9 protein-coding genes and 1 pseudogene are annotated in these 11,733 nt (G+C 67.4%); 4 read left to right on the top strand and 6 right to left on the bottom strand.

Annotated elements, in window-relative coordinates; translation table 11 throughout:
• Window positions 1–182: 182 nt before the first annotated feature.
• Complete coding sequence (locus tag J7I79_RS02680; protein WP_311380503.1) at window positions 183–1,232, top strand: EAL domain-containing protein; 1,050 nt, start codon at window positions 183–185, stop codon at window positions 1,230–1,232.
• A gap of 82 nt (window positions 1,233–1,314) precedes the next feature.
• Here the strand turns inward: J7I79_RS02680 and J7I79_RS02675 are convergent, their stop codons facing one another.
• The gene (locus J7I79_RS02675) at window positions 1,315–1,830 is read right to left on the bottom strand and encodes a GNAT family N-acetyltransferase (protein WP_214949856.1); all 516 of its coding nucleotides are present in this window, start codon (window positions 1,828–1,830) and stop codon (window positions 1,315–1,317) included.
• A gap of 121 nt (window positions 1,831–1,951) precedes the next feature.
• Between J7I79_RS02675 and J7I79_RS02670 the strand changes: the two are divergent.
• Window positions 1,952–2,532, top strand: a pseudogene (locus J7I79_RS02670) (DinB family protein).
• Between the two features lie 83 nt (window positions 2,533–2,615).
• On the opposite strand, the gene J7I79_RS02665 reads toward J7I79_RS02670, so the two are convergent.
• Window positions 2,616–3,560, bottom strand: a complete 945-nt coding sequence (locus J7I79_RS02665) for an aminodeoxychorismate lyase (protein WP_214949854.1) — start codon at window positions 3,558–3,560, stop codon at window positions 2,616–2,618.
• A gap of 149 nt (window positions 3,561–3,709) precedes the next feature.
• Between J7I79_RS02665 and cls the strand changes: the two genes are divergently transcribed.
• Window positions 3,710–5,185, top strand: a complete 1,476-nt coding sequence (gene cls / locus J7I79_RS02660) for a cardiolipin synthase (protein ID WP_214949851.1) — start codon at window positions 3,710–3,712, stop codon at window positions 5,183–5,185.
• Window positions 5,186–5,192: 7 nt separating this feature from the next.
• Here cls and pabB read toward each other — a convergent pair whose 3' ends face one another.
• Together pabB and J7I79_RS02650 are read right to left on the bottom strand one after the other, a co-directional pair.
• Window positions 5,193–7,256, bottom strand: a complete 2,064-nt coding sequence (gene pabB / locus J7I79_RS02655; RefSeq protein ID WP_214949849.1) for an aminodeoxychorismate synthase component I — start codon at window positions 7,254–7,256, stop codon at window positions 5,193–5,195.
• Complete coding sequence (locus J7I79_RS02650) at window positions 7,253–7,801, bottom strand: low molecular weight protein-tyrosine-phosphatase (RefSeq protein WP_251042277.1); 549 nt, start codon at window positions 7,799–7,801, stop codon at window positions 7,253–7,255. Before J7I79_RS02650 ends, pabB begins: the two co-directional genes overlap by 4 nt.
• A gap of 255 nt (window positions 7,802–8,056) precedes the next feature.
• On the opposite strand from J7I79_RS02650, the gene J7I79_RS02645 reads away from it, so the two are divergent.
• Window positions 8,057–9,358 carry an MFS transporter gene (locus J7I79_RS02645; protein WP_311380502.1) on the top strand — a complete coding sequence of 434 codons (1,302 nt, stop codon included), beginning with the start codon at window positions 8,057–8,059 and terminating at the stop codon, window positions 9,356–9,358.
• Between the two features lie 94 nt (window positions 9,359–9,452).
• On the opposite strand, the gene J7I79_RS02640 is transcribed toward J7I79_RS02645, so the two are convergent.
• Both J7I79_RS02640 and J7I79_RS02635 read right to left on the bottom strand, forming a co-directional pair.
• Entirely contained in the window at window positions 9,453–10,685 is a 1,233-nt protein-coding gene (locus tag J7I79_RS02640) for an amidohydrolase family protein (protein WP_214949847.1), read from the bottom strand.
• Window positions 10,686–10,709: 24 nt separating this feature from the next.
• Entirely contained in the window at window positions 10,710–11,729 is a 1,020-nt protein-coding gene (locus J7I79_RS02635) for an ABC transporter ATP-binding protein (protein WP_214949845.1), read from the bottom strand.
• Window positions 11,730–11,733 lie beyond the last annotated feature (4 nt).

The raw sequence follows: 11,733 nt of genomic DNA, 5'->3' as shown, positions 1-11,733 counted from the left end.
ACGTTCGCGGTTCCCGCATCTTCGAATAAGTATGCGGTGTGGTCATGGACGGGTCCCGGGCTCAGCCGGGACCAGCACTTATAAAGGAATAGCCAATGTCAATGGATGAGACTTCTTTTCCAGCATTGACCGATGGAGAATCGACTGTGTTTAGGGGACCCCAGTCGACCCCGCTCGCGGACGTGAGTGATCCGACGATCCGTGGACAGGCGTGGGACATCATCGAGTCCGTGCTGGACGACGCCACACCGCAGAGCGAGTGGGCGCGCGAACAGTTGCGCAGCCAGATGGAATCGCATCCGGGGAATCCCGAGCGGGCCCTGCTGGAGCACTTGATCGCAACCAGGAGCATCACCGGGGAGCAGTCAGACGCTTCCGAACTTCCTGAGGCCAACCTGCCCAGCCCCGATCTGCCGACACCTGACGAGGACTACGGCACCACCGTGCTGTTCACCCGCAAGAGCAGGCGGCGCATTGAGGCGATCCTCGGCGACAGGATGCTCCTCACCGCGTTCCAGCCAATCCACGAGCTGTCCAGCCGGAATGTCATCGGTGTGGAGGCGCTGACCCGTTTTGTCAGCGACGACGGCGCCAGCGCCGATCACTGGTTCAACGAGGCCGCATCCGTGGGCCTCGGTCCGGACCTTGAATTTGCTGCCCTGCAGGCGGCGCTTGTTGCGGCGGAACAGTTGCCGGAGAACGTCTATGTGGCGCTGAACCTGTCACCTGCCACCTGCCTCGACCCCAGGCTCCGGGCGTTCGTTGAGCAGTCCCAACTGGCCGTTGACCGGATCGTCATCGAGCTGACCGAGCGCATTGCCGAGGACAAATACGGTCCCGTGGTGGCAGCCCTGGCACCGCTGCGGATGCGTGGGCTCCGGGTAGCCGTTGACGGCGCCGGGGCGGGTTTCGGCTCGATGAGCCAGGTCACTCACCTCAGCCCGGACATCATCAAACTCGACCGCAACCTCATCGCGGGGATCGACCAAGGAGCGGGCCAGAAGACCCTGGGCGCGGCCATGGTTGAGTTCGCCCGGCAGATCGGTGCGGACTTGGTGGCGGAAGGAATCGAAACCCAGGCCGAGCTCGACGCGGTCAAGGACCTCGGGATGACCACCGGTCAGGGCTACCTCCTGGGCCGTCCGTCGGTCCAGCCGCTCGACTGGGCCGCCTGGCGGACCCCCGCCGAGCACGAGGCATCCATTTCGGGATCCGCCGGCCCGGCAGCCTAGCCCAAACCGGACGCTCTCTCAGTTTCTGCCGTCCGAAACCGGACGCTCTCTCAGTTTCTGCGGTCGGAAACGGGACGCTCTCTCAGTTGGCGGCGGAGAGCGGTCGTTTCATGACAACGCGGGGCCAGGCATCCAGACCGTGGGCCGCTTCTTCGGCCACGATCTCACGCAGACCTGCTGACCAGCGGTCCTCGGGAACCGGTTCAAAGCCCAGACGTGAGTAGTACGGCCCGTTCCAGGGCACAGCCGCAAAGGTGGTCAGGGTGAGCCCTTGGAGCCCGGCATCGGCCGCCCAGCGTCCTGCTTCCACGATGAGTGCTTGGCCGAGGCGTTGGCGGGCATGAAGCGAGTGGACTGAGACCTGCTCGATGTGTGCCCACCCGTCCACCTCACGCATCAGAATGTAGGCCACCGGACGGTCGAAACTGTCCGTGGCAACCCATGCCAGACCCCCATCCGCGTAAGCTGCCAGCGCATCGGAACTCAGTGGCGGGTCGTCGGCGACGTAGTCCATGCCGAGACCCCGGAAGGCATCCCCCGCGCTGACTTCGATGGCCTGCATCCTTGTGAGGTCTTCGCGGTGTGCCTTTCGAATCATCACGCCATTCAATCAGGATTGCAGAGCGACGGACCGAACCGACAATCTTTCCCCGGATCCAGTGAGAGAGCGTCGGTGAAATCTGTGCAGGAAGTGAGAGAGCGTCTGTATAGTGCGCGCTATGGATGACAAGGCAATTCTGCACCGTTACCTTCGCGCCCGGCGCGACGACCTCCTGGGGAAGCTCGACGGGCTTGATGAGTACGACGCCCGAAGGCCGCTGACGCCGACCGGCACCAATCTGCTGGGCCTAGTAAAGCATGTGGCCAGCGTGGAACTGGGATACTTCGGCGAGGTCTTCGGGCGCCCTGCCCCCAAGGAGCTGCCGTGGACGATGACGCAGAGCCAGACGCCGACATGTGGGCCACCCCGGCGGAGACCCGGGAACAGATCGTGGAACTCCACCGGTTCTCCGCTGAGCACAGCGACGCCACCATTGAGGCGCTGCCCCTGGACGCAACGGGGGCTGTGCCGTGGTGGCCGGAGGAACGACGGCACGTGACCCTGCACCAGATCCTTGTCCACATGTGCGTCGAAACGGCCCAACACCTGGGCCACGCGGACATCCTCCGCGAGCTTATCGACGGGTCAGCGGGCCAGCGGCCGGGTGATCCCAACCTGACAGCGCGCAGCCCCGAAGAGTGGGCCGCACACCGCGCCCGCCTCGATTCGGCTGCCCGCGCGGCAGCAGACGAAAAGTGAGAGAGCGTCCGGGATAAACCGACGAAAAGTGAGAGAGCGTCGGGGATAAACCGACGAAAAGTGAGAGGGCGTCGGGAGTAGCCCTACCCGATCGTGGCGAAGAGCTCGTTGAGCTCGGCGGTCAGCTGCTTGCGCAGCGCGGGCGTACCGATTTCCTTGCCGTCGATATGGTTCACGGGAGCCAGCAGCCGGATGCTCGAAATCAGCCACACGGCGTCGGCATCGAAAAGGTCCCGGGGTTCCAGCGGGCCGTACCCGAGTTCCCAGCCCGCCGCCTTCGCGGCAGCGAACAGCGCGCCCTGCGACGTGCCCGGGAGGATGCCGCTGTCCAGCTGCGGGGTGATGAGGCGGCGTACCGTGCGGGTGCCGCCGGCGCCGTCGTCGGGCGTGTCAAGGTGCGCCAGCAGGACCGTGGACGTGGGGCCTTCCAGGACCCGGCCGTCGGATGAGGTGAAGATGACGTCGTCCGCCCCCTGCTTGTGGGCGTACCGCAGGGCCGCCATGTTCACGGCGTAGGAGAGCGTCTTGGCGCCGAGGAGCAGCCACGGCGCCCGTTCGCCCACTTCGCTGTCGTAGCCACGGTCCAGCAGGATGACGTCGATTCCGGTCTCCCGCTGGCGCCTTCCTGCCGCCGGAACGGGCGATGCCTGCACCCAGCACGTGGGCGTCAACGTGCCTTCGGTGCCACGGGTGCAGATCAGCTTCACCACCACCTCGTCCTCCTCCGGCGTGCCGGCCGGGTGCTGGGAACGGTACTCGCGAACTGCCGTCCCAATGGCCCGGCGCCAGGCGTCCCCGGCAGGAATCTGCAGGTCCATCGCCGCGGCGGAACCTTCCAGGCGCTTCAGGTGGGCGTCGAGTTTACGCGGGTTTCCGCCCACGGCGAGCATGGATTCGAAGACGCCGTCGCCGCGGGTGGCGCCTTGGTCGGTGGCCATCAGCTGCGGCTGCGAAGCATCGGCGATCCGGCCGTTGTCGAACCGGGGGTCAAGGAATACCAGCACGGTGGCGGGGGCAGCAGGAGTCATGCTTCCAGCTTAGCCTCGGCCCGGGACGCCGGCCCCGGCAACAGGCCGCCACGGAGCCCAACGGCGTTCTGCGCCTGTGCGGGATAGGCTGGGCTGAACGCCCGTTCCGGAACCGGTCCTGCGGGTGAGGAACCGTGGGGGTCTAGCCTGTGTTGTGGCCGTTTCCGCTGGCGGGCACCGCGCCTTACTGGCTCGTGCTGGCGCTGAGCATTCTTGACCTGGTCATCCGGGTGCTGGCGCTGGGCATCATTCCCGGCAACCGGCGCCCGACCACCGCCATGGCGTGGTTGCTGGGCATCTTCTTCGTGCCTGCCCTGGGCCTGATCCTGTTCCTGCTGTTCGGAAATTTCAAGCTCTCACGCAAGCGCCGGTCACAGCAGGATGCCGTGAACAAGCGAGTCCGGGCCGGCACGTCCCAGCTGGACGCCGTCGAAAGCCGCTACAGCGGCCCGGAGTGGGTGGCCTCCGCGGCGGAGCTGAACAAGACGCTGGGCTCCCTGCCCATGGTGGACGGCAACAGCGTGGAGCTGCTGCCCGGGTACCCGGACTCCATCAAGGCCATGACCGCCGCCGTCCGCGAGGCGAAGACTTTCGTTAACGCAGAGTTCTACATCATGAGCACGGACCACATCACCGATGACCTCTTCGGCGCGCTGGAGGAAGCCGCCGAGCGCGGAGTGCAGGTCCGGGTCCTGTTCGACCACCTCGGCACCCTGCGGATCAAGGGCTACCGGAAACTCATCAGGCGCCTCAAGGCGAGCAAAATCCAGTGGCGGCCCATGCTGCCGCTGCGCCCGGTGCACGGCCAGTGGCGCCGCCCGGACCTGCGCAACCACCGCAAGATCATGGTGGTCGACGGCGAAATCGCCTTCACGGGCTCGCAGAACCTGATCGAGCCCTCCTACAACAACCCCCGCCACCGCAAAATGGGGCGCGAATGGGTGGAGCTCATGGCCTGCCTGCGCGGGCCCATCGTCACCACGCTCAACGTCGTTTTCGCCACCGACTGGCTGAGCGAGACGGACGAGTCGCTCGAAGACCAGCTGGCGCACCGGCCTGAAATGGCGCCAGGCAGGGTGACCGCCCAGGCCGTGCCCAGCGGCCCCGGCTTCATCACCGAAAACAACCTGCGCCTGTTCAACACGCTCATTTACTCCGCCCAGCACAAGATCTCTATCTGCAGCCCGTACTTCGTCCCGGACGATTCGCTGCTCTACGCGGTGACGACGGCGGCGCAACGCGGCGTGGACGTCGAACTTTTCGTCTCGGAAAAGGGGGACCAGTTCCTGGTCCACCACGCGCAGCAGTCCTACTACGAGGCACTGCTGGAAGCTGGCGTGCGGATCTACCTGTACAAGGCGCCGTATGTACTGCACGCGAAGCATTTCACCATCGACGACGAAGTGGCCGTCCTGGGCTCCAGCAACATGGACATGAGGTCCTTCTCGCTCAACCTGGAGGTTTCGGTGATGCTCCTGGGCGCGGACATCGTGGCCAAGATGCGTGCCGTGGAGGACACCTACCGGGACATCTCCCACGAACTGACGCTCGAAGACTGGATGAAGCGGCCCATGGCGGTCAAATACGTGGACAACGTCGCCCGGCTCACGGCCACGCTGCAGTAGGCGGGCGTCAGCTTTCGGGGAAGTCTGCGCCCAGTGCGGAGAGGACGCCGAAGGCCTTGGTCCGGATTTCGTCGTACTCCTCCTGGGCCGAGGAATCCGCCGTGATGGCGCCGCCAATGCCGAGGCTCAGTTCAGCGCCGCCCGCCCCGTCTGCGCGGATCACCAGGGTCCTGATGGCCACGGCCGTGTCCATGGCCCCGCTCAGCGAAAAGTAGCCGATGGCGCCCGAATAGACCCCGCGGGGCGCCCCTTCGAGCCGGTCCAGGATGGCCATGGTGCTGATCTTCGGAGCCCCGGTCATGGACCCGGCGGGAAAGCATGCGGCAACAGCTTCAGCACGCGGCAGCCCGGGCTTCAGCTTCGCGTCGATGGTGCTGACCATCTGGTGGACCGTGGCATAGCTTTCGATGGCGCAGAGCCTGCTGACCGTGACAGATCCGGCTACGGCGAAGTGGCTCAGGTCGTTGCGGAGCAGGTCCACGATCATGATGTTCTCGGCCCGGTCCTTGGGGGAGGACTCGAGGTCCCGCCGCAGCTGCTCGTCGCCGGCAGGGTCCGCGGCCCGGGGCCGGGTGCCCTTGATCGGCTCGGCGCGCATGCCGCCGTCGGCCGCTATCTTCAGGAACCGCTCCGGGGACGTGCTGGCCACGGTGAGCTCGCCGAACCGCAGGTAGCTGGCAAACGGCGCCGGGTTCTTCCGGCGCAGGGCCAGGTACGCCTGCCAGGGATCCAGCCCGTCCGGTCTCCCCGCAACATCGGCGGTGATGGCCGTGGTCAGGCAGACTTCGTACGTGTTTCCCTCGGCGATCTCATGCTGGGCGTCGGCGATCTTGGCCTTGTAAGCGTGCTCCGTGTCGCGGCCCGTGAAGGCAGGGGCTGCGATGCTGCCGATTCCGACGGCGGTGCTTGCGACGGCGGTGCCGGCCGCCGGTTCGGCCGGAACCGCAGCCGCCGTGACGGCCGAGCGGGCGAGCGCCAGCCACTCCGGGGCGTCGGGTGCCTCCAAGGCGAGAAGCCAGGCGCTTCCCTCGAGGTGGTCCAGGACCACGGCGCGGCCGGCGAAGATCATTGCGGCGTCCGGGGTGCCGGAGGGGATGTCACTGCCGCCGGTTTCGCGCTTGAGCTCGTAGCCGAGGTAGCCCAGCCAGCCCAGGGTGAATTCGCAGTCGTAGCCCTCGGGAGCGCGGAGGGCGCGGCGGCCCCACACGCCGTCGAGCCAGCGGAAGAACGGTCCGGCAGTCTCAACCGTGGCGGTGCCGGTGGTCAGCCGGGTCACGCCGGATCGGTGCCGGACGTCCTGGCCGTAGCTGCCGCCGTCGTCCGCCAATATGCTGAAGCGGCTGCGCTCGGCGGCCGTACCGTTGGTCCGGAGGGAAGAGTCGAGCCACACGGCGTTCAGTGAGCGGCCGTAGAGGGCGTCGAAGAGCCGGGCGGCGTCAGGGACGCAGTCCAGCCGCTCGGCATGGAGCTGGAGGCCGCGCCGCCCGGAGAGCTCGGGCAGCAGCACGGGGGCGAGCGCGGGAAGGTACTGCAGTGCCAGGAGGACGTCGTCCGGGGCGGTGCCGTCGGCCCTGTTGAGTACCCGGATGTCGGCGTTTTCCTGCACCGCATCCGCAGCAAGCCACTCCTCCTCCTGCGCTGCCCACAGGTCCCAGAACGGTTCGTAGGTGCTGCCGTCACGGGCCAGGGCGCGGGTGCGGCGGTCGTCGTCGGAGGACTCCGCCCAGACGACGGCGTCCAGCATCGGACGGGCGGAATCCGCCGCGGCGCCCACACCCTCCACGATGACGATCTCCGCCGGCAGGGTGGTGCGGGCCGGGCCGTCGTAGTGCATCTCCCAGTCCCAGCCGACCCATTCGGCAGCCTCCCCGCGGCTCAGCGGGGCCAGCACGGTGGTGACGTACCGTTCGATGCCCGCCGCCAGCCCGTTCCAGCCCGGGTAGACGTCCTCCAGATGGAACAGCGACACCTTGTGGTGCTCCCGCAGCCGGGCGGCAAGCTCGATTGCAAGGGTGGTTTTTCCTGCGCCGGATCGGCCGTCGACGGCAATGATCACGGGCGCAGGGGTCATGAAATAGAGCGTACCTGCTGCCCGGACTGGTTCTGTTCCAACACTTCCCGGCGGACATGTTCCACGACGCCGGGAACGGCCGCCTTGATGAGGTCCCAGGTGACGTCAAAGTCCGCATGGCCGCCGTACCAGGGGTCCTCGATGCCTTGGTCGAGGAGGTCCCGCCCCGCCACAGCCGGGTCGAAACTGCGCAGCATCCGGATCCGCGCCAGCGCTCCGCCGTCGGGGGCGGTGGCCCGTAACCAGCCGTAATGGTCCACATCGAGGGCGAGAACCAGGTGCCGGTCACGGAACCACTCGGGCCTCCACTCCCGCGCAATGTGCCCGTTGGAGGCGAGTTTGTGGGCGGCCAGCTTGCGGGCGGCCCGGGGATCGATGGGGCGGCCGGCCTCGTAGGCGGTGGTGCCGGCTGAATCCACGACGACGTCGCCGGCGAGCCCCGCTGCTGCGAAGGCCTCGGCCAGCATCAGCTCGGCCATCGGGGACCGGCAGATATTTCCGGTGCAGACCGCGATGATCCTGTATGGGCTCGACATTGAGGACATGGAGCAAGCATGGGGGATGGTGCCCCCTCTTGGCTAGTCACGGCACCTACGCCTTTACCGGCGGGTAAACAATGTTACGGAGCGGGTCATATCGGACGCCGCGGAAAGCCGCCTACAGGAATCCTGCTCAGCTTTGCTGGTATTCCATCACGGCGGACGCGGACGCAAGGTCCACCACACGGCAGGAAGTTTTACTTCAGCGATTCCCACCGTATTGTTGTTTGGTATACCAAATGGATTCCGAGGAGGTAATCAGTGGATGCAGCACGTCCGCCGACGAGCGCTAACAAAACCAGCGACGGGACCGTCGCCGTGTGGGTGCTGGCTGCCCTCATCCTTGTTTCGATCAACCTGCGGCCTGCCGTCACCACCGTCGCCGGTGTGATGGGTCAGCTCCAGGCGGCCTTCGGGGTTGACGCCCGGCTGCTGCCGGTCCTGGGCGCATTGCCGGTCCTCGCCTTCGGCATCTCGGCCCCCTGCGGCCCCTGGCTGGCCGGAAAGCTCGGTGCGGGCCGGGCAGTGGCAGCAGCACTTATGGTGCTGGCCGCGGCCTTGGTTATCCGGGTGTTGGTGCCGGGGATGCTCCTGCCCGGAACATTCCTTGCGGGCTCTTCGATCATGGCGGCGAGCGTGATGGTGCCGCAGATCGTCAAGGCCAACCGCGGCGGCGGATGGTGGACGGGGCTGTGCACCATGGGATTTGGGCTCGGTGCGGCGCTCGGGGCCGGACTGGTTCAGCCCTTGCAGGATGCCCTTGGCGGAAGCCTGTCCGGCGCCCTGGCGTTCTGGGCCGTGCCGGCGCTTCTGGCCGCCTTCCTGATCGGCCGCCCCGGCTCGGGGCCAGCGAAGCCGGCAACCGCCGGGCAGGGAACGCCGGCCAAGCAGGGAGCCTCGGGCGTGCTGTTGCCCTCCAGAATGCCGTTGTCATCCGGCGTGCCGTTGCGGAGGCAGCGGACGGCGTGGGCGGTGACAGCCTTCTTCGGGCTGCAGGCCATGTTGTACTTCGCCATTACCTCGTGGCTGTCCGTGTACCTGGTGTCCCGGGGCCTGGAGCCTGATGCCGGGGCGGGGCTGCTGGCGTGGTTCAGCGTGGCCGGGCTCCCGGCGAGCCTGCTCGCGCCCGTGCTGGCAGCCCGCCCGGCGGTCCTCAAGCTCATGGCGCCGGCCTTGGGGATGCTGGTGGCGGCGGCGCTTCTGGGAGTGCTGATGGCTCCGGCGGAGCTGCAGTTCCTGATGGTCGGGCTCCTGGGGATCGTGCAGAGCGCGGGCTTCGGCCTGGGAATGGCCCTGATCGTCCTGCGGTCAGCGGGTCCCCGGAGTGCCGGCGGGCTCTCCGCCATGAGCCAGGGGCTGGGGTTCGCGCTTGCCTCCCTTGGTCCCCTCGGCGCCGGGTTCCTGCACGAGTGGTCGGGCGGTTGGGAAGTTCCTTTCTGGGTGCTCTCCGCCGAGGCGGTGCTCCTCGCCGTCGCCGGGTATTTGGCCGTTCGCGGGCCGCTGGTGAGTGCGGGCGCGGCCCATCCGGAGCGACTGGGCGAGCCGGCCGACGTCGGGCGCTGACGCTGGCCACTGACCCGGACACGCCAACGAACAGTTGGTGCCCCGAATCCGCTTGGATTCGGGGCACCAACTGTTCGTTCGCGCCTAAAGCGGGCTAGACGAGTTCCAGCTGGTCAGCCACAACCTTCCCCCGGTGGAGGACCGTCCGGTCGGTGCCGCGGTCCATGACCGCGGAGGCCACCGTCTCGCCGTCGAGCAGCAGGAGCTCGGCCGGATCGCCGGCCTCGAGGCCGGGTCGGTGCGCCGTGCCCTTGAGCCGCGTCGCCGACGGGTCCAGGACGCTGGCGCCGCCGACAGTGGCGATCGCCAGGGCGTGCTCGATGAGCTCGTCCCGGCGGAAGCCGTGCGTGAAGGCAAGCTGCCACGTCCGGTCGAGCATGTCCGCGTTGCCGTACGGCGACCAGTAGTCGCGCTGGCCGTCCTCACCCAGGCCCAGCCGGACGCCGGCCTCCGCCAACAGCGGGATGGGCAGTTGTCCGGACGCGGCCGGGGCCACGGACGCCAGGGAGACGTCCAGCTCCGCGAAGGCATCGATCAGCCTGCGGGTGGTGGCCTCGTTGACGCTGCCCAGCTGGTAGGCGTGGGACATGGTCACCTTGCCCTGCATGCCCAGGGCGCGTGTCCTTTCCAGCACCAGGTCGGTACTGAAAACGCCCAGTTCGCCGGGTTCGTGGAGGTGGATGTCGATGGGGACCTGGTACTTCTCCGCAAGGCCGAAGACAATGTCCAGGTGCTTCGCGGGATCGCGGTCCAGGCTGCAGGGATCGATGCCGCCCATGACGTTGGCGCCTGCCTTAAGGGCTTCCTCCATGAGCGGCACGGTGCCTTCCTCGAGGAGCAGGCCGGCCTGGGGGAAGGCGATGATCTCGACATCGGCCTGGTCCTTAAACTGCTCCTTGGCGGCGGCCACGGCCTCGAAACGCTCCAGCCGGCAGTCGACGTCCACCTGGGCGTAGGAGCGCACCCGTGTGGTGCCGCGCGCGATCATCCGGCCCAGGGTCTCGTTCACCCGTTCCTGCAGCGGCACCTCGGCATGGCGCCAGTTCTTCCTGTCGTTCATCATCATGGCCCACACGCCCGGACCGCCGGTGTGTTCCCGGAACGGCAGGCCGATCCTGGTCGAATCCAGGTGCACGTGGACGTCGGAGAAGGACGGCACCAAGAGTCGGTTCCGGCCTTCTACTACCGTCACGTCGCCGGGAACGGCGCGGGCAGGGTCATGGGGCTCGACGCCGGTGATCTGGCCACCTATGCCTTCACCTACGGTGATAGTCACGTCGCTGAGTGCTTGCCCCCACGGGCGGACGGCGCGGATCAGGGTCTTCAATGTGGTGCTCCTTTGGTGGTGGGTCTATTGCACACCGGCCAGGGCCGCGGCTGCCAGTCCTGCGTGGTGGCAGGCAGGGGCGGCCGGGCCGGCCGGTGCGGGGATTTCGCTGATGCAGCGCTGCTGCTGCTCTTCCGGCAGGGTGCCGATCAACGGGCAGCGGGTACGGAAGACGCAGCCGCTGGGCGGATTGGCGGGCGAGGGCAGGTCGCCGCGGAGCCGGATCTTGACCTGCTCGCGTGCGGCGCGGGGGTCCGGCAGGGGCACGGCGGAGAGGAGAGCCCGGGTATAGGGGTGGGCGGGGTTCCGGAACAGCTCGTCGCGCGGGCCCCGCTCCACGATCTTGCCCAGGTACATCACTGCCACTTCATGCGAGATGTGCCGGACTACGGAGAGGTCGTGGGCGATGAAGACGTAGGAGACTCCGGTGTCCCGCTGGATTTCCTGTAGCAGGACCACCTGCGCCTGCACGGAGACATCGAGGGCGGACACCGGCTCGTCGCACACGATCACGGACGGATTCAGCGAAATGGCCCGGGCGATGCCCACGCGCTGCCGCTGGCCGCCGGAGAACTCATGTGGGAAGCGGTTGTAGTGCTCCGGCTTGAGCCCCACCTGGTCCAGCAATTCCTTGACCCGGTTCTTAAGGCCGCCCGGAGGATTGATCTTCTGGGCGACCATGGGCGCGGCGATGGCCGTGCCCACCGTCTGCCGCGGGTTGAGCGAGGCGAAAGGGTCCTGGAAGATCATCTGGACCTTCCGCCGGAAGTTGTAGAGGTCCCGGCCGCGCAGCTGGCTGATGTCCACGCCGTCGAGCACGATCCGCCCGCCGGTGGGATCCAGCAGCCGGGCCACCATGCGGCCGGTGGTCGACTTGCCGCATCCCGACTCGCCCACGAGGCCCAGCGTCTGGCCGCGCGCCAAACTGAACGACACGCCGTCGACGGCTTTGACGGAGCGCTTTGCCGCACCCGGCAGGATTCCGCCCTTCAAGGGGAAGTGCTTCTGGAGGTTCTCCACCTGGAGAATTGCCTGCTTTTCCATGGCG

The organism is Arthrobacter sp. ISL-69, from assembly GCF_018613775.1.
Classification (GTDB): domain Bacteria; phylum Actinomycetota; class Actinomycetes; order Actinomycetales; family Micrococcaceae; genus Arthrobacter.
Note: the sequence above shows the minus strand (reverse complement) of the source record. Positions and strands in the feature narration are given on the sequence as shown.

Coding starts and splice junctions, on each gene's coding strand:
- J7I79_RS02675 (WP_214949856.1), bottom strand. CDS start 1,830: ATGATTCGAAAGGCACACCGCGAAGACCTCACAAGGATGCAGGCCATC.
- J7I79_RS02665 (WP_214949854.1), bottom strand. CDS start 3,560: ATGACTCCTGCTGCCCCCGCCACCGTGCTGGTATTCCTTGACCCCCGG.
- pabB (WP_214949849.1), bottom strand. CDS start 7,256: ATGACCCCTGCGCCCGTGATCATTGCCGTCGACGGCCGATCCGGCGCA.
- J7I79_RS02650 (WP_251042277.1), bottom strand. CDS start 7,801: ATGTCCTCAATGTCGAGCCCATACAGGATCATCGCGGTCTGCACCGGA.
- J7I79_RS02635 (WP_214949845.1), bottom strand. CDS start 11,729: ATGGAAAAGCAGGCAATTCTCCAGGTGGAGAACCTCCAGAAGCACTTC.